24 protein-coding genes and 2 pseudogenes are annotated in these 22,993 nt (G+C 71.4%); 13 read left to right on the top strand and 13 right to left on the bottom strand.

Features of this window, described 5'->3' with window-relative positions:
• The first annotated feature begins 60 nt into the window (after positions 1-60).
• Positions 61-591: a gamma carbonic anhydrase family protein gene (locus B1L11_RS10880; RefSeq protein WP_079314363.1), complete on the top strand. Its 531-nt coding sequence runs from the start codon at positions 61-63 to the stop codon at positions 589-591.
• Here the strand turns inward: B1L11_RS10880 and B1L11_RS10875 are convergent.
• From B1L11_RS10875 to B1L11_RS10870, 3 genes are read right to left on the bottom strand one after another with little or no spacing between them, the layout of a single operon-like run.
• Positions 497-1,270, bottom strand: coding sequence for an endonuclease/exonuclease/phosphatase family protein (locus tag B1L11_RS10875; protein ID WP_079314362.1), 774 nt, complete (start codon positions 1,268-1,270; stop codon positions 497-499). The genes B1L11_RS10880 and B1L11_RS10875 overlap by 95 nt on opposite strands.
• Positions 1,271-1,284: 14 nt before the next feature.
• Entirely contained in the window at positions 1,285-1,473 is a 189-nt protein-coding gene (locus tag B1L11_RS45065) for a hypothetical protein (RefSeq protein ID WP_143737179.1), read from the bottom strand.
• 26 nt (positions 1,474-1,499) lie between these two features.
• Positions 1,500-2,744, bottom strand: coding sequence for a mannosyltransferase family protein (locus B1L11_RS10870; RefSeq protein ID WP_079314361.1), 1,245 nt, complete (start codon positions 2,742-2,744; stop codon positions 1,500-1,502).
• A 343-nt stretch (positions 2,745-3,087) separates the two neighbouring features.
• Between B1L11_RS10870 and B1L11_RS10865 the strand changes: the two genes are divergently transcribed.
• Positions 3,088-4,536 (top strand): hypothetical protein, encoded by a 1,449-nt coding sequence (locus B1L11_RS10865; protein WP_179155079.1) that lies wholly within the window; start codon positions 3,088-3,090, stop codon positions 4,534-4,536.
• A gap of 174 nt (positions 4,537-4,710) precedes the next feature.
• Positions 4,711-4,872 carry a hypothetical protein gene (locus B1L11_RS46710; protein WP_167538777.1) on the top strand — a complete coding sequence of 54 codons (162 nt, stop codon included), beginning with the start codon at positions 4,711-4,713 and terminating at the stop codon, positions 4,870-4,872.
• A 159-nt stretch (positions 4,873-5,031) separates the two neighbouring features.
• On the opposite strand, the gene B1L11_RS10850 is transcribed toward B1L11_RS46710, so the two are convergent.
• On the bottom strand, positions 5,032-5,313 hold the full coding sequence (locus B1L11_RS10850) for a metal-sensitive transcriptional regulator (RefSeq protein ID WP_079314359.1): 282 nt from the start codon (positions 5,311-5,313) through the stop codon (positions 5,032-5,034).
• 116 nt (positions 5,314-5,429) lie between these two features.
• Here B1L11_RS10850 and B1L11_RS10845 point away from each other — a divergent pair, with 116 nt between their 5' ends.
• Both B1L11_RS10845 and B1L11_RS10840 read left to right on the top strand, forming a co-directional pair.
• Positions 5,430-6,473 carry a PP2C family protein-serine/threonine phosphatase gene (locus B1L11_RS10845; protein WP_218671020.1) on the top strand — a complete coding sequence of 348 codons (1,044 nt, stop codon included), beginning with the start codon at positions 5,430-5,432 and terminating at the stop codon, positions 6,471-6,473.
• Positions 6,474-6,617: 144 nt separating this feature from the next.
• Positions 6,618-6,962, top strand: a complete 345-nt coding sequence (locus tag B1L11_RS10840) for an STAS domain-containing protein (protein ID WP_079314358.1) — start codon at positions 6,618-6,620, stop codon at positions 6,960-6,962.
• Between the two features lie 35 nt (positions 6,963-6,997).
• On the opposite strand, the gene B1L11_RS10835 is transcribed toward B1L11_RS10840, so the two are convergent.
• The 7 genes and pseudogenes from B1L11_RS10835 to B1L11_RS10805 all read right to left on the bottom strand — a co-directional run bounded on the left by B1L11_RS10835 (position 6,998) and on the right by B1L11_RS10805 (position 14,237).
• Positions 6,998-7,534, bottom strand: a complete 537-nt coding sequence (locus B1L11_RS10835) for a hypothetical protein (protein ID WP_256862409.1) — start codon at positions 7,532-7,534, stop codon at positions 6,998-7,000.
• A gap of 103 nt (positions 7,535-7,637) precedes the next feature.
• Positions 7,638-8,720, bottom strand: a complete 1,083-nt coding sequence (locus B1L11_RS10830) for a glycosyltransferase (protein WP_079314357.1) — start codon at positions 8,718-8,720, stop codon at positions 7,638-7,640.
• Positions 8,717-9,541 (bottom strand): hypothetical protein, encoded by an 825-nt coding sequence (locus B1L11_RS10825; protein WP_079314356.1) that lies wholly within the window; start codon positions 9,539-9,541, stop codon positions 8,717-8,719. The genes B1L11_RS10830 and B1L11_RS10825 overlap by 4 nt, the downstream gene beginning before the upstream one ends.
• A 159-nt stretch (positions 9,542-9,700) precedes the next feature.
• A pseudogene (locus tag B1L11_RS10820) lies at positions 9,701-11,801 on the bottom strand ((Fe-S)-binding protein).
• 128 nt (positions 11,802-11,929) lie between these two features.
• Positions 11,930-12,643 (bottom strand): TetR family transcriptional regulator, encoded by a 714-nt coding sequence (locus B1L11_RS10815; RefSeq protein ID WP_256862408.1) that lies wholly within the window; start codon positions 12,641-12,643, stop codon positions 11,930-11,932.
• Positions 12,640-13,425, bottom strand: coding sequence for a class I SAM-dependent methyltransferase (locus tag B1L11_RS10810; RefSeq protein ID WP_079314355.1), 786 nt, complete (start codon positions 13,423-13,425; stop codon positions 12,640-12,642). The genes B1L11_RS10815 and B1L11_RS10810 overlap by 4 nt, the downstream gene beginning before the upstream one ends.
• Positions 13,422-14,237 (bottom strand): sugar phosphate isomerase/epimerase, encoded by an 816-nt coding sequence (locus B1L11_RS10805; RefSeq protein WP_079314354.1) that lies wholly within the window; start codon positions 14,235-14,237, stop codon positions 13,422-13,424. Before B1L11_RS10805 ends, B1L11_RS10810 begins: the two co-directional genes overlap by 4 nt.
• Before the next feature lie 163 nt (positions 14,238-14,400).
• Here B1L11_RS10805 and B1L11_RS10800 point away from each other — a divergent pair, with 163 nt between their 5' ends.
• The 7 genes and pseudogenes from B1L11_RS10800 to disA all read left to right on the top strand — a co-directional run bounded on the left by B1L11_RS10800 (position 14,401) and on the right by disA (position 19,761).
• Positions 14,401-15,099, top strand: coding sequence for a class I SAM-dependent methyltransferase (locus B1L11_RS10800; RefSeq protein ID WP_079314353.1), 699 nt, complete (start codon positions 14,401-14,403; stop codon positions 15,097-15,099).
• Between the two features lie 41 nt (positions 15,100-15,140).
• Positions 15,141-15,548 carry a MerR family transcriptional regulator gene (locus B1L11_RS10795; protein ID WP_306291630.1) on the top strand — a complete coding sequence of 136 codons (408 nt, stop codon included), beginning with the start codon at positions 15,141-15,143 and terminating at the stop codon, positions 15,546-15,548.
• Positions 15,545-15,859 carry a thioredoxin gene (gene trxA / locus B1L11_RS10790; protein ID WP_079314351.1) on the top strand — a complete coding sequence of 105 codons (315 nt, stop codon included), beginning with the start codon at positions 15,545-15,547 and terminating at the stop codon, positions 15,857-15,859. The genes B1L11_RS10795 and trxA overlap by 4 nt, the downstream gene beginning before the upstream one ends.
• Before the next feature lie 71 nt (positions 15,860-15,930).
• Positions 15,931-16,104: pseudogene (locus B1L11_RS54715) on the top strand (ArsR/SmtB family transcription factor); the annotation flags it as partial.
• Positions 16,105-16,339: 235 nt separating this feature from the next.
• Positions 16,340-16,978, top strand: coding sequence for an SRPBCC family protein (locus tag B1L11_RS10780; protein WP_079314350.1), 639 nt, complete (start codon positions 16,340-16,342; stop codon positions 16,976-16,978).
• Between the two features lie 62 nt (positions 16,979-17,040).
• A complete protein-coding gene (gene radA / locus B1L11_RS10775; RefSeq protein ID WP_079314418.1) occupies positions 17,041-18,477 on the top strand; it encodes a DNA repair protein RadA in 1,437 nt (478 codons plus the stop codon).
• 195 nt (positions 18,478-18,672) lie between these two features.
• The gene (gene disA, locus B1L11_RS10770) at positions 18,673-19,761 is read left to right on the top strand and encodes a DNA integrity scanning diadenylate cyclase DisA (protein WP_218671019.1); all 1,089 of its coding nucleotides are present in this window, start codon (positions 18,673-18,675) and stop codon (positions 19,759-19,761) included.
• Between the two features lie 6 nt (positions 19,762-19,767).
• Here disA and B1L11_RS10765 read toward each other — a convergent pair whose 3' ends face one another.
• A complete protein-coding gene (locus B1L11_RS10765; RefSeq protein ID WP_143737178.1) occupies positions 19,768-20,469 on the bottom strand; it encodes a hypothetical protein in 702 nt (233 codons plus the stop codon).
• Positions 20,470-20,608: 139 nt separating this feature from the next.
• Between B1L11_RS10765 and B1L11_RS10760 the strand changes: the two genes are divergently transcribed.
• On the top strand, positions 20,609-21,475 hold the full coding sequence (locus tag B1L11_RS10760; RefSeq protein WP_079314348.1) for an A/G-specific adenine glycosylase: 867 nt from the start codon (positions 20,609-20,611) through the stop codon (positions 21,473-21,475).
• A 20-nt stretch (positions 21,476-21,495) separates the two neighbouring features.
• Here B1L11_RS10760 and B1L11_RS10755 read toward each other — a convergent pair whose 3' ends face one another.
• Positions 21,496-22,431 (bottom strand): TIM barrel protein, encoded by a 936-nt coding sequence (locus B1L11_RS10755; protein WP_079314347.1) that lies wholly within the window; start codon positions 22,429-22,431, stop codon positions 21,496-21,498.
• Between the last annotated feature and the right edge of the window lie 562 nt (positions 22,432-22,993).

Raw genomic sequence — 22,993 nt, 5'->3', positions numbered from 1 at the left:
CGGCCGGCGAAACCGGAGGCCGCGCCGAGCCCGGCACGGGGCTCATGGGATCATGGTGCCATGCCGTACATCGCCGACCTGGACGACGACGCCACGCCGATCATCCATCCCGAGGCATGGGTGGCCCCGGGGGCGGTGGTCGTCGGGAGGGTGCGGCTCGGACGCGGCGCGAACGTCTGGTACGGCTCCGTGCTGCGCGGCGACGACGAGCGCATCGAGGTCGGCGACGAGGTCAACATCCAGGACCTGTGCTGCCTGCACGCCGATCCCGGCGAGCCGGCGATCCTGGAAGACCGGGTGAGCCTCGGCCACCGGGCGATGGTGCACGGCGCGCACGTCGAGACCGGCGCCCTCGTGGGCATCGGGGCGGTCGTGCTCGGCGGGGCGGTCGTCGGGGCCGGGTCCCTGATCGCGGCCGGGGCCGTCGTGCCGCCCGGCCGTCGCGTCCCGGCGGGCGTGCTGGTCGCGGGCGTGCCGGGGAAGGTCGTCCGTGAGCTCACCGACGACGACCGCGCCTCCTTCGCGCGTACGCCGGACAACTACCTCGCCAAGGCCCGCCGTCACGCCGCGGCCTCGGTTCGGTCCCGATGAGCGTGCCGGCCAGCGCCAGGTGGTCCGACAGCTCCGGGTCGGTCCTGATGACCTCGGCTCCGCCCGGGCGGTAGTCGGCCTCGGTCGCGAAGATGTAGTCGATCTTCCGGCCGCCGCGCGTGGTGGGCTCGCCGCCCCGCCGCGCGACCCCGCACGATTCGGCGTCGACCTCGGTGTAGCCGCCGTCGCCCAGGCCCATGCCGTACACGTCGGTGAGCTGGTCGTGGCCGGGCTCGCGGTTGAAGTCGCCGGTGAGGATCACGGGGGCGTTCCGGGCGTACGCCGACACCAGCCCGGTGACCTGCCGCGGGGTCTCGGTGTCGGAGATGTGGGTCACGCAGCAGACCGAGCGGCGCGGGCCGACCCGGCCGGTGGCGCACAGCAGGCCGCGCGGGTGGATCGTCTCGCCGGGCACGGCCGGGGCGTGGTCGGCGCGCAACAGCCGCCGCAGCGGCGGGCCTTCGGCGCCGTTCTTCAACGCCAGCGCCATGCCGAAGGTCTTGCCGTCCGGCGGGGCCGTGTCCGGGGTGAGGTCGCTCCACAGCGTGCGGCAGCGGTCCTCGCGACCCGGCCCGCCGCCCTTGGCGTAGCCGTACCAGACCAGGCGATAGCCGGGCAGCTCACGCCGGAGCAGGCCCACCTGGGCGTAGCACATCTCGGTGAACGAGGCGACGTCCACGTCCCTCGACCGGATCAGCGCGGAGACCTGACCGCCCAGGTCCTGCGGCGCTGGGCCGTGAGGTCCCGTACGCAGGTGCCGGCGCTGTTGCCCGCCGCGCAGACGTTGTAGGTGAGGACGTTCACCCGGTAGGTGTCGGCCGCCGACGGCAGACCGGCCACCGCAAGCGCAACAACCGCCACTCCTGCGACAAATGCCCCCATACATGGAGAAGCTAGTCAGAGGACGATCAACCCACCCAGGCACCTGTGGTGAAATTTCCGACATTGATTGCCCACACCGGCGCGGCGACCGCGAGGTAGGCCATCAGGACCCAGGGCCTTCGGCTGCCGACGACGCCCACGGAGATGTAGAGCGGCCACCACAGCAGCGAGGCCCGGCCGACCGACATGTAGAACGACGACATCGCCAGCAGCGCCACCGCCTGCGGCGCCAGATAGGCGACGTCGGCCCAGTTGCGCCGGACCAGCCGCGCGACGATCACCAGGACCAGCACGATCGCCGAGAGGATCTCCTCGCGGTACGACGTCGCCAGGACGGGCTCGTTGAGTGACCGGTTCCAGGTGTTGATGAACACGTTCCAGGGCGCCTCGGGGTAGCGGCCCCAGTACTGCGCCTCCGCCGCCTTCCAGGCCATCAGGTCACCCGTACGGTGCCAGAGGTAGATCATGTAGGCCAGCACCGGCACGCCCGGCAGCACCAGCCACGGGGCGTTCCGCCATCCCCTCGGAGCACGCAGCCCGTCGCGCGAGACGAGGAACTGCACGACCAGGCCGAGGGCGAGGAAGAGCCCGGAGATGCGGATGGACGACGCGAAGGCGGCGCACACGGCGGCGGACTCCCACCGGCCCCGGCGCGCCAGCAGCCACGCGGGGATGGCCAGCGCGAGGAACAGCGCCTCCGTGTACCCGGCGAGCAGGAACACCGCGAACGGGCTGAGGAAGAACGCCAGCACGGCCCAGGGGCCGCTGCCCTCCCGGTACGACTCGCTCAGCCGCGACAGCGCCACCGCCACGACGGCGCTCGCGACGAAGGAGATCAGGACGAGGGCGAGCCTCATGTCCGGGATGAACAGGTGCAGGGCGCGCAGCAGCAGCGGCAGGCCCGGGAAGAACGCGACGAGCCGCGGCGCGTCCGGGTCGTCCGGCCGGCCGTCGTAGCCGTACCGCGCGATGTCCATGAAGTTGTACGAGTCGTACCGGTTGAACCGGTCGAGGATCGCGTCCTCCGTACGGCCGGGCGCCGCGAGGATCAGGTAGACGTACGAGGCGACCTGCCAGAAGAACCAGATGAGCAGGGCCGTGCGGTCGGGCGAATGGCCGAGCCACCACACCGCCCAGCGGCTCCGGCCCGAGTGCGGCTCCGTCTGCTCGCCGCTCGCCGTGTCGCCAGAGGTGTCCACGGGCGCCATCTTCTCCGATGCCTCGTCCGCACCCCGCTCGCGGGCGGCCCCGGCCTGCTGGATCTCCGTCACGAGCACCTATGGAATACGCCACGGCAGCCCGTGCCAAGTGGCCGGCGCGTCCCGAGATACCCCCCAACCCGGAGAAATACGCATATGCACTGCTCAGCGCCACGCGACGCGTGAAACTTTCACCAACGGTCTCACCGCACCATGCCTGCGTGCCGGGCGCTCCCGCCGCCTCCGGGACCGGCGAGCTACCATCGGATCCAGCGAGGGGACCACCGGAGTTCGTCCCGGCATACGTGTGCCCCGGAGGGGCATCGGTCAGTGCCTGGCCGCCGTCCACTCCGGTCGCCTCGACCGGGATGAGCGAGAAGCCGTCCTCTCAGGAGGCCGGAGGAGTCACTGCCGCGTGTACTGGGACGGGTTCACGACGATGGAGCGCGACGTGCGCGCCGTCGTCGGCGACCCCCGGTGGACGCTGCTCCCCCCGGTCACCCGGGCGCACACCCTGGCCCAGCGGGCGCTGGTCACGCCGGACGGCGCTCGGTGGCTGTTCGGCGCGCACGCCCGCTGGTATCGCCTCGACCGCGTCGACGGCCGCTGGCACCTGTCGGCGCCCCCGCTGCATCCGGCCGTCCGCTCCGGCGCACGGCCGAGCCCTCCGGGCGTGGCGATCCCGCCCGCGCTGATCCCCGCGGGTCCCGACTTCGCGTACGACCGCGGGTCCACGCAGGCGTTCGTCGGCCCGGACGTCCCGCACGAGATCACCGAACGGCTCCGCGCGCTGCTGCTCGCCCACCGCGGGCTGCGCCGGGAGGACTTCCCCCTCGGCGGCAGCGTCTACCAGCAGGTCTTCGCCCGCGACGTGGCCTCCACGGTGGCCGCCGTGTGGGGCACGATCATGTGGTGCGCCTACGCGCCCGCCTTCGACGGCAACGAGGTCATGCTGTCGATGTTCGGCGAGTTCCTGGCCCGGCCCCTGCCCGGGGACGACTGGGTGCGCTGGCTGCCCATGGGTTCGCTCGACGCGCTCGTGGCCCTGTACGCCGAGCGGATGCGCTCCGGTGCGCGGGAGGCGGGCCTGCGCCTGGCCGGGCTGATGGCCGAGGCCGCCACCGTGCTGCGCGCCGACCCCCGGTTCCGGCCGCGCGCCGACGCGCTGATCGCGATGGCCGAGCCGCTGCTCGGCAGCCCCTGGCTGGACCAGCACGCCATGCCCGGCGGCGCCGTACGGCAGGCCTGGCTGGCGCGCTGCCCGCCGCACCTCGTCCCGGCCACGCTCCCCGAATGGGCGCCGGGCGAGCACTTCCGGCACACCCTGTACGACCTGGTCGAGGCCCTGGGCTACACGGCCGCGCGCGGGATGGATCCGCGAGCCGTGGCGGCCTCGCTGCTCGCCGCCGACGTGGCGGGCGTGTGCGGCGTGTCCGAGCCCGCCTGGGCGGCGCCGGGCAGCTCACGCACCGCGCAGGTGGTCACCGCGCTCTATCCGTGGATGGACGACGAACTCCGGCAGGCCCTCTATCTCGCGCTCGCCGAGCCCGCCCACCCGCTGCGGGGCTGCTGGCCGGCCGGTGGGGAACTGCCGCCCGGGCTGGTCCCGCCCGACCGCGGGGCGGCCGCCGCCCTGCTCGGCTCCGCGTACGCGACCGGCCTGGCCTGGTGCGCCCTGACCGGCACGCCCGCGCCGCCCGAGGGGTTCGCGGTATGCTCCGCGGCCGTCAAGTGCCTGATCCACCAGCGGGACGACCCGCGCCCGCAGGAGGTGGCGGAGCGGCGCAAGCCCGACCTGGACGAGTCCGGTGGGTGGCTGTTCGAAACATCCAATTCGGATATTTCGTCCTTACCTCCGCTTTAGCAATCCCTTCCCCCCATGACCGTCTTTTTCATCGAATTGTGATCTCGGTATCGGGGAAATGGTCCCGGAGGGACGAGGGGTGCGGGTCGGAATGGTCACGATGGGCCATGTCGCGGCAAGGTACCCGGACGTAACCTCGTGATGGGTGTGGGCTGCGGAAGGAAGGACGACGCGGTGGGGCACGACGACCTGGACTCTCGGGTCCACGACCGTGTCGCGTTGGACGAAATCGCGCTCTACGCCGAGGTGCTGGAGGCCGTGAACATCACGGAGAACCGACTGACCTTGGAAGAGCTCGACAACGCGCTCGGATTGCGGACTTCGGCGAGCCGCTGAAGACACTGAGAGCACGGACCGTCCCGGGCATCTGGTGGCCCGGGACGGTTGCTCACCCGGGATGATCCGTCCGGCCGCCCTGGCGGGCGATCGTCACCAGGCCGTCACGAACGGGTCGTCACGAAATGGCGGTGACGAACAGGCGGTGACGAACCGGGGTCACGACCTGACGAGCCGGGCGATGGCCGCAGAGGCCTCCTTCACCTTCTCGCCGGCCTCCGGGCCTCCGCTCTTGACCGCGTCGGCGACGCAGTGGGCGATGTGGTCCTCCAGCAGGCCGAGCGCCACCGCCTGGAGGGCGCGGGTGGCCGCCGAGACCTGAGTGAGGATGTCGATGCAGTAGGCCTCCTCGTCCACCATCCGCTGCAGCCCGCGGATCTGTCCCTCGATCCGGCGCAGGCGGGTGAGGTAGGCCTGCTTGTCCCCGCTGTACCCGTGCATCCTTCAACGATACCCGTTACCGGTATTCAGCGTCGCCGTTCCGATACTCCAGGTAGGGCAGGCGGGGTCCCGGGAATGCATGCGTGGACGGGCTCGTAGCGGCGCGGGAGTCGCGGATGGGAATCCAGGATGTCCTCCGTACGCTGCCGCTCGCCGCGATGGCGGCGGTGGTGGTGCTCGACCTGCTCGCCGGGCCGTCCCTGGGCCTGCTGCCGTTGCTGACCCTCGGGCCCGCGCTGGCCGCGGTGGTGGGGGGAGTGCGCCACACGGCGCTGGCCGGGCTGGCCGCGCTCGTCCTGTCCGTGCCGCTGGCCTATCACGACCACCTGCTCGGCCGCCCGCAGATCATCGTCACGCTGGTCGCGATCGTCGGTGTCACCGCGGCCGCCATGCTGGCGTGCCGGCTCCGGGCCGAGGGCGAGCGGAAGCTCGCGGACGTCCGTCTCGTCGCCGAGGCGGTCCAGCGCGTGCTGCTGCACCCGGTGCCCCGCCGCGCGGGCGACCTGCGCATCGCCCTGTCCTACATGTCCGCCGCCGTGGACGCCCGCATCGGCGGGGACCTGTACGACATCGCCAGGGCGCCGGGGGGCGTCCGGCTGATCGTCGGCGACGTGCAGGGCAAGGGCCTGGGCGCGGTGGAGACGGCGGCCTCGGTGCTCGGCGCCTTCCGGGAGGCCGCCTACGACGAACCCTCGCTCGCCGATGTCGGCCGGCGCCTGGAGGAGCACCTCGCGCTGCGGCTCGGCGGGGAGAAGTTCGTCACCGCCGTGCTCGCGGAGGTGCGCGAGCACGAGATCTGCCTGCTCAACTACGGCCACCCGCCGCCTCTGCTGCTCACGGGCGACGGCTGTGTCCAGCGGATCGAACCGCGCGAGGAGGCGCCGCCGCTCGGCCTGGTCGCGCTCTCCTCCACCGGCCCCGAGCCGTACGGATGCGCGTTCCGCGCGGGCGACCAGATCCTCTTCTACACCGACGGCGTGATCGAGGCGCGCGACCGGAGCGGGGCCTTCTATCCACTGGAGGATCGGGTGCTCCGCCTGCTCCGGGCCGGCGATCCGCAGGATTCCCTCGACCTGCTGGAACGCGACCTGGTCGCGCACGTCGGCGGACCCGTCCCTGACGACGCCGCCATGCTGCTCGTCCGCAGGGAACGACCCTGACCTGGGCCAGGCATCATTTGCCATGTGCAATCATTGACGGACAGCTCCGGCCGGCCGTGAGGCGACGGCCGGACGGCAGGGCCAGGTGAGCAGGGGCGAGCGCGAGTGGAACCGGGAAGGCACGGACAGCCCGACACCTTCTCCATGCTCACCGTCCTGGACGAGGACGTCGTCGTCATCCGGATGTTCGGCGACCTGGATCTGGGTTCCGCCTCCTCGCTGCGCGCCTGCCTGGCCGAGGCGGTCGGGCTGCGTACGCCGCCCAGGATCGTGATCGACGCCGAGGGGCTCAAGTTCTGCGACTCGACCGGGCTGAGCGTCCTCATGGGAGCCCTGACCGCCGTCGGGGCGGCCGGCGGGCGCCTGGCGCTCAGCGGCGCCCACGGGCGATTCGCCCGGATGCTCAGGATCACCGGCCTCGACACGGAGCTGCCGATCCACGACTCGGTCTCCGTCGCCGCCGCGCATCTCAGCGAGCCCGGCGACTGAATCAGCCCGGCGGAGTCGCGTCCCCCGGAGAAGCGCTAGTTGAAGCAGTCCTGGTTGTTGAGGGTCAGGGCCAGCTCGTACACCTTGCCGTGGCGGAGCAGGAAGTAGTAGGAAGCCTTGGAGTTGCCGGGGACCGCGGCGACGGGGAAACCACTGGCGGCCGTCCTGAGGCGAGGGTAAACCTTCTTCAACTGCTTCAGGGTGGAGCCGATCCCGACGCCCTCCGGAGTCCTGACCCCCTTGAACCCGAAGATCGCGGCCACGCCGAGTTTCTTCGAGATGAACAGGCCGACCCTGTCCTTGCCGGTCGGGTGCGCCTTCAGGTCCCAGCCCGAGCAGCCTTCGCCGGCGAGCTTCTTGACGATCTTTCCGGTCTTCTGGGCCTGCTTGGCGCTCATCCCCAGCTTCACGGCGCCGTAGCCGTACGGCCCCAGCCGCGTGGCCGCACTCGCCGCCGCGCTCGCCGACGTGCTCTCCGCCGCGCTCGCGGACGTGGCACCGCCCAGCGCGACGCCGACGGCCAGAGCCGTCACCGCCACCGGACGTCCCAGACGCACAGCCGTGTTCGTCATGCCGTTCCCTCCCGATCTCCACGATCACCATCGTTTCTACGGGACCCCAGCATCACGACAGGCCCTTGTGATCCGGTTGTGATCCGCTGGCGGATGTGACGGGTCAGGGGCGGGAGCGCAGGCCGTACATGAGCTCCTCCCAGCGGACCGCGACAGCCGGCGCGGCGTGGGCGGACGCGGTCTCCAGCGCCCCGGCCGCCAGCTTCATGCGGCGGCGTTCGTCGTCGACGAGGGTGAGCAGCGCGCAGGCGAGCGACTCGGCATCGCCGCCGCCCTCCCCCTCCTGGACCAGCACGCTGTCGCGGCCCGGACGGAGAAACTCGGCGGGCCCGCGGGATCCGGCGAAGCCCACGACCGGCACCCCGCAGCTCAGCGCCTCGATGACGGTCATGCCCAGCACCTCGTGCCGCGACGGCACCGCGACGATGGACGCCTTGGCGAACTCGCCGGGCAGGTCGGGCGTGGTGCCCATGAAGTACACGTGGTTGTGCAAGTCGAGGTCGCGGACGAGGGCGCGCAGCCGCCGCTCCTCCGGTCCCCCGCCGTACAACCGCAGCCGCCAGTCGGGCCGCTTGTCGGCGACGATCGCGAAGGCGCGCACGAGCTGGTCGTACGACTTGCCCGGCACCAGCCTGCCCCCGGCGCTGACGATGCGGTTGTCCATGCGGGAGCGCGGCCAGGGCGCCCCGGGCAGCGCGTCGGGGATGACGTGGACCGACAGGTCGTCATCGAGCAGCCGCACCCACTCGTCCCGCCGCCCGGCGGTGCTCGCCACCACGGCGTCGAGGCGGGGATAGAACCGGCGCACCGGGCCGGGCACCGACGGCTTGCCCCACTCCCGCGCGATGCGGACGACATGTCGCGGGGCATACCTGGCGGCCTGCACGCTCAGCGTCGGCCGGGTGGTGACCAGGACATCGGCGCGCAGACCGCGCAGCATCCGCCAGAGCGCCACCTCGGTGCGCACCTGTCCCCGGGGCAGCAGGTGATGGACACCGGGCCGGGCGTCCACGAGCCAGCGCAGCGTCACCCGGCGGTCGACCGGGAAGAACGGCGTCTCCCTGGTGCGCCGGACGCTCACGACCTCCACCTCGTGCCGTGCGGCCAGCCCTCCCGCGAGGTTCAGCATCGCCCGCACGTCACCGCGCATGCCGTACGCCGAGGGGAGCAGGAACGCGATCCTCACGCTCCCACCTCCAGCAGCAACTCGTCGCCCGGAGTGAAGCTGGGCCGGATCGGCACGCCGTCCACCAGCGCGCGGGGATAGTGGACGCGGCGGCGTTTGCCCTCGACGTCGTCGAGCCTGGCGCCCAGCGGCAGCTCGCGGTCGACGCCGTCCACCTCCAGGTAGGGCTCCCAGGAGCCCTGCGAGTCGGGGGTGGCGGCCAGCACGTCGCACAGCGAGAGCGCGGCGTGGAACCGGACCCCTTGGACGGTGGCGGCGACCCGCACGGTCGCGGCCGGATCGCCGTGAACCCGATCACCGCGGCCCGGCTCGGTGTGACGCAGCGCGAGCGTGGCGTGGCGGTGCTGGTCGTCGTCGTCCAGACCGGTGTAGGCCAGCAGCCCGGTCACCTCGAAGCGCCCCTCGCGGAACCACACCGCGCGGACGTCGGCGACCGGCTCCGCCGGGTCTATCTTCAGGGCCAGGAATCCGTTGCGGGTGCGGTAGGCCCGGTAGGCGAGCGTCCGCCGGCCCAGCGCGTACGCGTCGAGACGGTCGAGCGAGAATCCCGGATCGGCGCTCTGGATGCGGGCGCGGACGCCGTCGTGCTCAAGGTAGGCGTCCCAGCGCCCCGGACCGAGGTCGAGAGGCGCGAGGGAGACCGCGACGCTGGCGTCCCTCGTACGGCCGCCGGAGGCCCCGAGCGTCACCCGCCGTTCCTCACCCGCGCCCCGTTTCCGCAGGACCAGGCGGGTGCCGTCCGCCAGCGGCTCGGTGATGGCCAGACGCAGGGAGAGGACGTCCGCCAGGGTGACCTCCGCGTCGATGACGACCACACCCACCGTCCAGCCCCCTCCCCGTCGATTGAGCCAACGTTGAGGTTACCGTGATTTTCCTGTTATGTGGAGAAAGCCTTTGTCACTCTTCTGTGAAACACAGTTCATTCCATCGCCTTGACTCGTGATTTCCACAAAAAGTTCACGATCGCGGCAAAGATTTCTTTACCCCTGCTTGATGGATTTGATGAGGAGCTGGGCGACGTCCACGACCTCGAGCGACTCCTTGGCCTGACCGGCGTTCTTCTTCTCGTTGATCGCGTCGCCGAGCATCACGAGGCAGAACGGGCAGGCGGTGGAGACGGTGTCGGGATCGGTGGTCAGCGCCTCGTCCACGCGCTCGGTGTTGATGCGCTTTCCGATGCGCTCCTCCATCCACATGCGCGCGCCGCCGGCGCCACAGCAGAATCCGCGTTCCTTGCAGCGGTGCATCTCCTGGGCCTGGACGCCCGGCACCTTGGCCATGATGTCGCGCGGCTGGGCGTACACCTTGTTGTGCCGGCCGAGGAAGCACGGGTCGTGGTAGGTGATCTTCTCCTCGATCGGGGTGATCGGGGTGAGCCTGCCCTCCTCGACCAGGTGCGCCAGCAACTGGGTGTGGTGCACGACCTCGTAGGTGCCGCCGAGCTGCGGATACTCGTTGGCGAGGGTGTTGAAGCAGTGCGGGCAGGTCGCCACGATCTTCTTGACCCCCGCCTCGTTGAGGGTCTCGATGTTCTGCTGCGCGAGCATGTTGAAGAGGAACTCCATGCCCAGACGGCGGGCCGGGTCGCCGGTGCAGGCCTCCATCGGACCGAGCACGCCGAACTTGACCCCGGCGATGTGCAGCAGTTCCGCCACCGCCTTGGTGGTCTTCTTGGCCCGGTCCTCCAGCGCGCCGGCGCAGCCGACCCAGAACAGGTACTCGACGTCCTCGGGCATTGTCGAGTCGATGATCGGGACCTCGAAATCGAGTTCCTCGATCCACTCGGCGCGCTTCATCTCGGACATGCCCCACGGGTTGCCCTTGTTCTCCAGGTTCTTGAGCATCACGCCCGCCTCGGACGGGAACGACGACTCGATCATCACCTGGTAGCGGCGCATGTCGAGGATGTGGTCGATGTGCTCGATGTCGACCGGGCACTGCTCGACGCAGGCGCCGCAGTTCGTGCACGACCACAGGACGTCGGGGTGGATGACCCCGTCCTCGCCGACGAGCGGCTTGTCGAGCAGAGCCAGCACGTCCTCGGAAAAGCTCTCCTTCTCCTTCTCCCCGGCCAGCAGGTACGGCGCGACCGCGAAGGCGTGGTCACGCTGGTCGAGGATGAGCATCTTGGGCGACAGCGGCTTGTCGGTGTTCCACGCCGGGCACTGCGACTGGCAGCGGCCGCACTCGGTGCAGGTGTAGAAGTCGAGGAAACCCTTCCAGGTCGTGTCCTGGATCTTGCCGCGGCCGAACACGTCGACCTCGGGGTCGGCCTCCTCGAAGTCGAGCACCGCGCCGTTGCTGCGCATCGGCTGGGCCGGGCCCAGCCCGTCGGGCCGGCGGGAGAACAGCACGTTCAGCGGCGCGGTGAAGATGTGCAGGTGCTTGCTGTTCACCACGATGACCAGGAACACCAGCATGAGGCCGATGTGCAGCAGGAGGGCGATCTGCTCCAGCAGCTCGCTGTGCGGCAGGATCTTCCCGATGGCCAGGCTGGCGAAGGCCCGAGTCGTAGGGGAAGTTACCGTTGGCGGCCGCGGCGCCCCGGGCGAGGAACAGCGTCCAGATGATGTTGAAGATCATGAACAGGACCAGCCAGGCCCCGCCCAGGTGGGAACCGGAGAAACGGGAGCCGCGCCCCAGCTTCTTCGGCGAGTTCTTGATCCGGATGGCGGTGAACGCGACCAGCCCGACCAGACAGGCGAGCGCGATGAAGTCCTGCAGGAAGCCCAGCACCGGCCAGGTCCCGATGAGCGGGATATGGAAGTCCGAGTGCCCGGTGATCGCACCCTGAATGATCGCGCCGTACGCCTCGATGTAGACGGTCAGCAGGATGAAGAACGCCCACATGACGAAGAAGTGGGCGGTGCCGGACGGGGTCCACTTCAACAGCTTGCGCTGGCCGAAGACCTCGACCAGCTGGGCCTTGATCTCGGCGCCGGCGTGCTCCTTGGCGTACTCGATCCGCTCCGGGGCCGGCTGGCCGCTGGTGGCGAGCCGGTAGAGGAACAGCACGCGACGGCCCGCCAGTGCGACCGCCACGGCGGTCGCGACGAGGCCCACAATCGCTACCCAGAGCACGAGTCCCTCCCATATCGAACGTCGGCGGCCAGCGTAGGGGCGCGGCGCCCTCGCGCGGGCGGTTGAGTCCCGCCCTGTGGATAACGCCTACACTTCCCGAATGGTACCGGCGAGTAACTTGTCCTGGCTCACGCTCGGCGAGTGGCACTTGTCACTGCGTCTCCCGCCGACGGCACGATACTAGAACAAAGCTCTATAAAGGGATATGAGAGGGGCGCCCGTAATCTATCCGGCCAGGTAACGCTGCATGGTGGGGCCAAGCAGCGCGACGATCTCCTCGACGTCGCGGACGCCAGCGGTTCGAACCTGAGGATGTACCGCGTCATCACCACGCCGAACAACTGCGCGAAGGCGGCCTCCATCCGCAGCGGCGGAACGTCCAGCGCCTCGGCCACCCGGCCGAGCACGGCCGTCGTGAAGAACTCCCGGATCATGCCGACCGCCTGCTCGTTGACCATCGCCGTCCGCACCAGCCCCAGCAGCGGCTCCCTGGCCGCCGGGTCCGCCGTCATCGTGAGGATGAAGCGGACGAGGCGCTCGCCGACCTCCTCACGCGGCCCGGACAGGATGAGCGGAATCGCCGACGAGGGGTCCAACGGCAGCCGCATGGCCGCGACGAACATGCCCTCCTTGCTGTCGAAGTAGTGGTGCACGAGAGCCGGATCGACACCGGCCTCCCTGGCGATGCCGCGGATCGTCGCCTTGTCGAACCCCTTCTCCGCGAAGACCCTGCGCGCCGCGGCAAGGATCTCGCCGCGGGTGTCCGCCGCGCCCGGACGCCGGCCGGGCCGCCGCCCCGGTCGCCGCCTGCCGCCCGAGACCTCCGGCACCTCCGTTGTCACGTCGCTCCCTGTCGACTCTTACGGCCCGCCGCGAGATACACGCGCATGGGGACGGTCAGCCGCCCGTCGGGAAAGACGCGGCCGAGCTCGGCGCGCTCCCGGGCCAGCAGTTCCGTCACCAGGTCGCCCTCCATCCTCGCCATGTACGAGTGGGAGCGCAGGTCGGTCAGGAAGTCCTCCAGCCGCACCGACCTGGTCCAGTCGACCCAGGTCTCGGCCACGGCGAGGCCCGCGTCGGACATGGCCGCGGCGATCGGCGGCATGCTCCATCCGGGCAGCACCGGCCCGATGTAGCCGGGGCACGACTCGGCCAGCCGCACCTGGTTGGCCGCCAGCCAGTCGGCCTTGCCGGGGTCCACCGTGTTCCACCAGCCCGCGACCGCGCCGCCGTCCCCGGTCACGCGTACGGCCTCGGCCACCGACAGCGCCGGGTCGAGCCAGTGCCACGACTGGGCGTACGTCACCAGGTCGGCCGCGCCCGCACGGAAGGGCAGGTCGTTCCCGTCGGCCAGCAGGGCCGGGCAGGCCGTACGGGCGCGCAGGCGGGCCAGCATCCGCTCGCCGCGGTCCACGGCGATGACCTGGGCGCCGCGGTCGAGCAGGCCCCGGGTCGAGATGCCCGTGCCCGCTCCGGCGTCGATCACGGTCGCCCCGGCGAGCCGGACCCCCGACAGGGTCTCCAGCGCGAGGTAGAGGGCCTCCGGGTAGTGCGGCCTCGCCGTGTCGTACTCCTGGGAGACGCGGTCGAAGATCCGGTGGCTGTCCGCGAGCCGCTCGTTCATGAGGCCGTGGAGGAGGCGGCGTAGTGCAGCCTGGCGAAGGCGAGCGCCTCGGTCAGGTCCTCGATCCGCTCGGTGCGGCTGGTGGCCTTGCGTGTGTTGATCTCCAGGACGATCAGGCCCTGGTAACCGTTGCCGGCCAGGCGCTCCAGGATCGGCGCGCAGGGCTGCGACCCCCGGCCGGGCACCAGGTGCTCGTCCTTGTTGGTGGTGCCCACCCCGTCCGCCAGGTGCAGGTGGGCCAGCCGCTCGCCCAGTTTGGTCGCCATCTCCATCGCGTCCGTCCCGGACACCGCCGTGTGGGACAGGTCGAGCGTCACGTCGGGGAAGTCGTAGTCGATGGGGTTCCAGTCCGGCGCGTACGGCACGACCTCGTTGCCCCTGGCCCGCAGCGGGAACATGTTCTCCACCGCGAAGACGACGTCGGTCTCTTCGCGCATCCGGGCCAGGCCCTTCTCGAACTCCCTGGCGTAGTCGCGCTGCCAGCGGAAGGGCGGGTGGACGACGACGGTCTGCGCGCCCAGCCGCTCGGCCGCCTCGCGGGCCCTGCGCAGCTTCAGCCACGGGTCGCGGCCCCACACCCGCTGGGTCACCAGCAGGCAGGGCGCGTGCACGGCCAGGATCGGGATCTGGTAGTGGTCGCGCAGCCGTTGGAGGACCTCGACGTCCTGACTGACCGGGTCCTGTCCCACCATGATCTCTACGCCGTCGTACCCGAGCCTGGCGGCCAGTTCGAAGGCGTCCGGCGTACGCTCCGGGTACACCGACGCCGTCGACAGCGCCACCTTGCCGCTGGGCACGCGGATGTCACTCATGAGGCCAGCCTCCCCTTGCGGCCCACGGGCACGTTCCAGTCCCGTGGCCGTGGCCGTCCGTTCGCTCCCTGCGCCCGTTCACGGATCCAGCCTAAGCCGCACCCGCGCCGTACGCCGCTTCGCCACAATCAACTACCCAAGGTCGCGAACTAATGTGGGGCGCATGGCACGGATCGTGAGCGGGGCCGTACCCAGTCCGAACATCTGGAACACTCCCCAGATCTACGAGCTGGAGAACCTCGCGGTGGGACCCGCGGGCGCGGCCGAGGCGGCGATGCGGGCCGTACGGCCCTGGGACGGCGCGACCGTGGTCGAGATCGGCTGCGGCAGCGGCTTCCACCTGCCCGCGCTCGCCACGTCCGCCGGGCGGGTCGTGGGCGTCGAGCCGCACGGCGGCCTGGCCTCCCAGGCAGCCGCCCGCTGCGCGTCGCTGCCCAACGTCAGGGTGCGTACGGGCACCGCGCAGGCGCTGCCCCTCCCCGACGCGTCGGCCGACGTGGCGATCGCGCGCTGGGCGTACTTCTTCGGGCCCGGCTGCGAGCCCGGCCTGCGCGAGCTGGGACGGGTGCTGCGGCGGGGCGGCGTGGCCTTCGTGGTGGACGTGGACGCCTCGCGCGGGGCGTTCGGCCGCTGGTTCCGCCGATCGCTGCCGTCGTACTCCCCCGAGGCCGTGGAACGCTTCTGGTCGCGGCAGGGCTGGCGGCGCGCGGACCTGGACCTGCGGATGACGTTCCGGTCCAGGGCCGACCTGGAGGCGGTGCTGCGCATCGAGTTCACGCCCGAGGTGGCCGGCGAGGCGCTGCGGGAGGTCGAGGGCCTGGACATCGACTACCCGAACGTCCTGAGATGGCGGGAATTCTGAATCCGGGCTTGACCTTGTCACCGGCGTCAACCTTTACCGTCGTGACCAGGACAGCCGAGGAGGGGCCGATGCGGATCGGCGAGCTGGCCCGGCGCGCGGGAGTGAGCACCCGGGCGCTGCGCTACTACGAGCAGCGGGGGCTCATCCGGTCGCGCCGCTCGGCGAACGGATATCGCGAGTACGACGAGTCGGACGTCCGGATCGTCACCGAGATCCGCGAGCTGATGGCGGTCGGCTTCACGCTGGAGGACGCCCGCCCGTTCGTGGACTGCCTGCGCTCCGGGCACCCGTCCGGGGGCTCCTGCCCCGAGTCGGTCGCCGTCTACCGGCGCAAGCTCGCCGACATCGACCGGCAGATCCGCGACCTGCTGGCCCGCCGCTCGGAGGTGGCCGCCCAGTTCGCCGAGGCCTGCCCCGGCTGCCTGCTGACACGACGAGGAGAGTCATGATCACGCTGACCGCGGAGAACTTCGACGAGCAGGTGCTGCGCAGCGGCAAGCCCGTGCTGGTGGACTTCTGGACCGACTGGTGCCCGCCGTGCAAGATGATCGCCCCGATCCTGGAGGAGATCGCCGCCGAGTACGGCGACCGCCTCACCGTGGCCAAGATCAACGCCGACGACCATCCCGAGATCGCCCAGCGCTACAACGTCCTGGGCTTCCCCACGCTGAACCTCTATCGGGACGGTGAGATCGTCCAGCAGATCAGGGGCGCCAAGCCCAAGCGCCTGCTGCTCGCCGACCTCGCGGGCCACTTCTAGTCACGTCCGTCCACCGAGGGCCGCTTATATAAGCGTTGACTTTTATAAGCGGCCCTCGGCATAGTGGGCGCGTGCACGCATTCGACGCGCTGGGGGATCCGGTGCGACGCCGGATCCTGGAGCTGCTCTCCCAAGGCGAGCAGACGTCGGGCGCGCTCACCTCGGTCATCCGGGCCGAGTTCGGGATCTCACAGCCGGCCATCTCGCAGCACCTGCGCGTGCTCCGCGAGTCCGGGCTGGCGTCCGTACGGGCCGAGGGCACGCGGCGGCTGTACGCCGTGGAACCCGCGCCTCTGCGGGAGGTCGACGCCTGGCTGGCGCGGTTCCGCGGCTTCTGGGAGCAGCGGCTCGACGCGCTCGACACCGAACTGGCGCGGGCAGACGGGAGCGGCGGCTCGGACGGCGGCACGGCGGCGGCGATGCCCATCACGCTGCCCATCACGCAGCCCACGACGGACGGACCGACGAGGAAGAGCGGCCATGAGCGACTTCATCGACCAGATCAACCGAGTTCACCGCGCGGTCGGCACGCGCGACCTGGCGGAAGGCGAGGCCCGCACGGTGCTGCTGCGGCGTGCCTACGACGCCCCCATCGAGGACGTGTGGGACGCCTGCACCGACCCCGAACGGATCAGCCGCTGGTTCCTTCCAGTGAGCGGCGAACTGAAGCTCGGCGGGCACTACCAGCTCCAGGGCAACGCGGGCGGGGAGATCCTGCGGTGCGAGCCGCCCCGGCTGCTGCGGGTGAGCTGGCTGTTCGGCGAGAACCCCGGCTTCAGCGAGGTCGAGGTGCGGCTGAGCGCGCAGGGCGACGGACGCACCGTGTTCGAACTGGAGCACGTCGCCGTGGTGCCGCCGGAGTTCTGGGACCGGTTCGGGCCGGGGGCCACGGGCGTCGGCTGGGACCTGGCGGTGCTCGGGCTCGGGCTGCACCTGCGCGGCGAGATGATCGACGACCCCTCGGCGTGGGAGCAGTCGGAGGAGGCACGGGAGCTCATGAGGCTCAGCAGCGACCTGTGGGGCGACGCCTACCGGGCCTCCGGCGCGCCGGACGACGTGGTGACCGCCGCGGTCGCCGGCACCACCGCCTTCTACGTGCCGGAGAAGCCGCAAGACTAGTTCTCCGCCCTGCCGCCGCTTTCCGGAAGGGATTGTCGGCGGCGGCCGGTAACCTCCCGCACGTGAGCAAGGCAGCGAAACCGGCGTACCGGTGCGGCGAGTGCGGCTGGACCACGGTCAAGTGGGTCGGCAGGTGCGGGGAGTGCCAGGCGTGGGGCACGGTCGAGGAGGCCGGGGCCCGGCAGGGCGTCCACGTGGTCAAGCCGGGCGCGGTCTCCGCCCCCGCCGTCCCGATCGGCCAGGTGAAGGCCGAGGTCGTCAGCTCGCGGACGACCGGAGTCCCCGAACTCGACCGCGTGCTCGGCGGCGGCCTCGTCCCCGGCGCGGTCGTGCTCCTCGCGGGAGAGCCGGGCATCGGGAAGTCGACCCTGCTGCTGGAGGCCGCCGCCCGCACCGCGCGGGGCGAGACCGTCCTCTACGTGACCGGGGAGGAGTCGGCCGCCCAGGTGCGCATGCGCGCCGACCGCATCGGCGCGATCGAGGACAGGCTCTACCTGGCCGCGGAGACCGACCTGTCGGCCCTGGTGGCGCACGTCGAGAAGGTGCAGCCGAGCATGCTCATCGTCGACTCGGTCCAGACGATCGGCTCGGCCGACGCGACCGGGGTGCCCGGCGGTGTGACCCAGGTCAGGGAGGTCGCCGGCAACCTGGTCCGCCTCGCCAAGGAGCGGGCCATGTCCACGGTGCTCGTCGGCCACGTGACCAAGGACGGCACGATCGCCGGCCCCCGGGTGCTGGAACACCTGGTGGACGTCGTGCTCCACTTCGAGGGCGACCGCAACTCGCGGCTGCGGATGGTGCGCGCGGTGAAGAACCGGTTCGGCCCGATCGACGAGGTGGGCTGCTTCGACCTGCACGAGCGCGGCATCACCGGGATCACCGACCCCAGCGGGCTGTTCGTCTCCCGCCATCCCGAGCCGGTGCCGGGCACCTGCGTCACCGTGACCATCGAGGGCACCCGGCCGATCCCGGCCGAGTTGCAGGCCCTGGTCGGCCCGACCGAGGCTCCCCAGCCCCGCCGCACGTCCTCCGGCCTCGACTCCTACCGGGTGGCGATGGTGCTCGCCGTCATGGAGCGGCGGCTCAACGCCAAGATCGGCAAGTGCGACGTCTTCACGGCCACGGTGGGCGGGATCCGCCTGACCGACCCCGCCGTGGACCTCGCGCTGATGCTGTCGGTCGTCAGCGCGGCCGGCGACCAGGCCCTGCCCACCGGGCTCGTCGCGCTGGGCGAGGTCGGCCTGGCCGGCGAACTGCGGCCCGTGCGTGAGGTGCGGCGGCGGCTGGCCGAGGCGGCCCGGCTCGGCTTCACCAGGGCGCTGGTGCCCGCGGGCTCCCTGGAGGAGGAGGGCCCACGCCTGGAGGCGTCGGCGAGCCGCGGCCGCCTCGTGGCGCTGCGCTCGCCGGCCGGCCGTACGACGCCGTTCGCGCCCGGCTTCGAGGTCACGGAGGTGGAGAACGTGTGGGACGCGCTCAACCTCATGAGATCGGCCAGGTGATCGGCCGTCACACCGGTGAGCACGGCGTCACGCCGGTAAACTCTGTTGCCTGCCCCGTCGGCCGTGGCCTCGCCCCCGCGCCCCCGAGGGGCTTCACAGGGCGTCCGCGGAGCGCCTCGCGGATCTCGCCGCGACAAGGGATCGGTAGGAAGACGATCTGACGGATAACGACCGGGCGAGCCCACTGGGGTGCATGTGCTGGACAACGACAAGGCGATCGACGACCGCAGAAGGGCCGTGCTCGCCGCGCTCGCCCCGGGGACGGCGCTGCGTGACGGGCTGGAGCGCATCCTGCGCGGCCACACCGGCGGCCTGATCGTCCTCGGATACGACCGCACGGTCGAGGACATCTGCACCGGGGGGTTCACGCTCGACGTGGAGTTCTCCGCGACCCGCCTGCGCGAGCTGGCCAAGATGGACGGCGCGATCGTGCTCGACACGGCCCACCTCAGGATCGTGCGGGCCGCCGTGCACCTCGTGCCCGACCCGGCCATCCCCACCGACGAGTCCGGCACCCGGCACCGCACGGCGCAGCGGGTGGCCAGGCAGACCTCGCTCCCGGTCATCGCGATCAGCAAGTCGATGCGGATCATCGCGCTCTACCTCGACGGCATCCGCTACGTGCTGGAGGAGTCGGCCGCGATCCTGTCCAAGGCCAACCAGGCCCTGGCGACGCTCGAACGCTACAAGAAGCGGCTCGACGAGGTCTCCGGCAACCTGTCGGCCCTGGAGATCGAGGATCTCGTCACGGTCCGCGACGTGGCCGTCGTCGTCCAGCGCCTGGAGATGGTCCGCCGCATCGCCCGCGAGATCGAGGGATACGTCGTCGAGCTCGGCACCGACGGGCGGCTGCTGTCCCTCCAGCTCGACGAGCTGTTCGCGGGCGTGGAGACCGACCGCGTCCAGATCATCCGCGACTACGCGCCCGGCACGCTCGGCGCCCGGCCGTACGGGGACGCCGACGCCATGCGGGAGCTGGACGAGCTGTCCTCCGGCGACCTGCTCGACCTGTCGAAGGTGGCCCAGATCCTCGGTCATCACGGCGGCGACGCGCTCGACACGCCGGTCAGCCCACGCGGCTTCCGGCTGCTCACCAAGGTCCCCCGCCTGCCCGGGGCGATCGTCGACCGGCTCGTGAGCCACTTCGGCGGCCTGCAGAAGCTGCTCGCGGCCAGCATCGACGACCTCCAGGCCGTCGGCGGCGTGGGCGAGACCCGGGCGCGCAGCGTTCGCGAGGGCCTGTCCCGGCTCGCCGAGTCGTCCATCCTGGAGCGCTACCTGTAGGTCTCGTCAGCGCAGGTGGAAGACGATCTTCGGACTCTTCAGCCTGCCCGAGTGCGCGGTCGCGACGTACGTGCCGGGGTCGGCGGGCGACCGCTTGCCGGCGCACGTGCTTCCCGAGCGGTGGCGGTCCCAGCGGATCGAGCGGACATAGGGGATGCCGCGCTCGAGCAACTGCCTGTCCACGCCGTCGCCCGCCACGCAGTCGGCCGTCGACCACACGCGCTCGCCGCCCGACAGCACCCGCATCTCCAGCGTGCGCGGCCCGACGTCCACGGTGCACTCGACCTTGCCCGTGCTCACGACCGTCAGCAGGAAGGTCGGCGTGACCCCCTTGCCGTACACCTCCTGACCGGACTGGAGCGCGAGCACGAGGTCCTTCTCGTCGCAGGGGTCACCGGGGCGCCGCGGCTTGCCCGGCGAGGGCGAGACGCCCGCGGAGGCGGACGGCGACGGCTGCCCCGGAACGGCGCCGGAGGCGGCCGGCGTCTTCGGCGGAGCAAGGCCGGCGGGCAGCGAGACGACCAGCCGGTCGGAGGGCGTCGCCTTGACGGCGGCTGCGGTCTCGTCCGGCCGTCCGGAGGCGCTGCTGCACGCCCATGCCACGACCGCCACCACGACGAGCATCCCCGTGAGCACCGACACCCGGCGGCGCCAGTAGACGTCCGCCCCCTCGACGCCCACGTCACCACGGAAAGTGTCCGGATCCATACGGACAGTATGGAGAGCCCTGGCGGGTCAGAGGGAACGCCTCGCTGAACCTTGTCCTTTACCAGATCACAGCCTCGCCGGGTCTTTGCGCAATCAGGCGCCGTACGCTCGGCGACGCGGCTCTAGGTACAGTCGGGGCGTGTCCGCCTCCCTGCGTGAGCCCATCCTCGACTGGTACGCCGAGCACAACCGCGACCTGCCCTGGCGGCGACCCGACGCGACCCCCTGGGGCATCCTGGTGAGCGAGATCATGCTCCAGCAGACGCCCGTCGCCCGGGTGCTGCCCGTCTGGACCGAGTGGATGGAGCGCTGGCCCACCCCTGAGGCGCTCGCGAAGGAGTCCCCCGGCGAGGCCGTACGCCACTGGGGGCGGCTCGGCTACCCGCGCAGGGCGCTCAACCTCCACGCGTGCGCCCGGGCCATCACGGCCGGCCACGGCGGCCGCGTGCCGTCCACGTACGACGAACTGCGGGCCCTGCCGGGGATCGGCGACTACACGGCGGCGGCCGTGGCCAGCTTCGCGTACGGCGGCAGCCACGCGGTGCTCGACACCAACGTGCGGCGGGTGCTGGCCAGAGCGGTGCGCGGCGAGGAGTACCCGCCGAAGGCGCCCACAGCGGCCGAGCGGCGGCTCGCGGAGTCGCTGGTGCCCCCGGTGGGCGCGCCTCGCTGGGCCGTGGCCGTGATGGAGCTGGGCGCGCTGGTGTGCACGGCCAGGGCGCCTCGCTGCGAGCGCTGCCCGGTCACCGCGCAGTGCGCCTGGCGGCTGGCCGGGCGTCCGGCCCACGACGGCCCGGCGCGGCAGGGCCAGACGTACGCGGGGACCGACCGGCAGTGCCGCGGACGCCTGCTCGCCGTCCTCCGCGAGGCGCACGGGCCGGTCCCCAAGGAGGCGCTGGACGCCGTCTGGGCCGACCACGTGCAGCGCGAGCGCGCACTGGACGGCCTCCTGGACGACGGCCTGGCCGAGGTCCTCCCCGACGGCACCTACCAGTTGCCCTCCTGACGCCCCGCCTCGGGCGCCGGTCAGGCGGCGAGCTTGAGGCCGAGCGCGGTGAGGTTGCGGCGGGTCCAGTCGAGCTCGTCGGCGAGCTTCGCCACCAGGGCGGCGGGGCCCTTCGCCTTGGGGGAGGTCAGGTCGTGGGCCTCCACCTCGACGTGCGCGGTGCCGTTCACCGCCCCGGACAGAATCGCGGTGAGCGTGTCGGCGATCACCGGCTGGGTGCTGGGGATCTCCTGGCTGTGGTTGTGCACGTGGCTGAGCTTGACCACGGGCGCCCCGGCGAGGGCCAGCCCGCGCAGCGCCGCGTCGGGCTCCTCGGCCCCGCAGGACAGGTGACAGGCGTCCAGGCAGACGCCGAGGTGATCGGAGTCGATGTCGCAGACCCGCTCAAGGGCCTGCTCGGTGGTCTCCAGCACACAGCCCGGCCAGGGCTCGAAGCCGACCCTGACCGTCTTGCCGGTCACGCTGTAGAGGCCGCGCAGCTCACGCGACAGCCGTTCGAGCCGGCGGGAGGCGATGGCGTGCAGGTCGGCGGGCCAGTCGCGGCGCCAGCCGATCGGGATCGTGGAGATGCTGCCCGACTGCACGTCGTCGGGGAGCAGGAACGCGAGGATCTTCGCCAGCGCCATGGTGTAGCGGTAGCGCTCGGGCTTGGCCCAGTCGGGTCCGGGAACCTCCTGGTTGCGCCCGCCGGTGCCGTTCAGGCTGACGCACTCCAGGCCGCGCTCCTCCAGCGACCGGCGCAGCCGTACGAGCTCGATGCGATCGGCGATGAGGTGGTCCGCCACGGCGGGCGCGAGCCACAGTCCGATGCCCAGCCGGTCGACCCCCAGCTTCCTGCGCACCGGCACGGCGTAGCGCGTGAGATGGGCGATCAGGTTCTCCAGATCCTCGGCGGGATGTACGCCCGCGTTGTAGGCCAGGTGAACCAGCGTCCCGTCGTCGTGCAACAGGCGCATCAGGTGCCTCCAAGGCTTGTGCACTTCCGGACCGCCATTTCGCCCACAGGGCGTGTCCCGACCGCATGGGACTCCGGTCCTCCTACCACCGGGATGTCTCCCGGGCGGACCGAGCTTCCCCCGTGCGCCCGGTCCTACGCGTCCACCCAGCAGCGGATTGTCCGGTACGCCGCAGGGATGACATCCCGTCCGCACGCGCTCATGGCATACCGCGAGCGGACTCTACAAAGTGTAGTACTACGTCCGGTGGCGTGATACCGGTTCTCGCCTTATCGGCCGGAAGGTGATCGCACCGTGACCCAGGTACGGCCGAAAAGAGCGAGGTACGGCGGAAAACGCCGAGGGGCGCTCCTCACGGAGCGCCCCTCGGGTGGAACGGGTTATCGCGAGCGGATCAGCGCTGGACCGCCTCGGCGATGGAGGCCGCCGAGTCCGGGACCTCCGGGCTCTTCGCCTCGCCGGCGAAGGTGAACTTCGCGGCGTCGCCTTCGCCCTCGACGTCGATCTTGACGACCTGGCCGGGCCGCAGCTCGCCGTAGAGGATCTTCTCCGACAGCGTGTC

This window comes from Microbispora sp. GKU 823 (assembly GCF_002027145.1).
GTDB classification, from domain to species: Bacteria; Actinomycetota; Actinomycetes; order Streptosporangiales; family Streptosporangiaceae; genus Microbispora; species Microbispora siamensis.
Note: the sequence above shows the minus strand (reverse complement) of the source record. Positions and strands in the feature narration are given on the sequence as shown.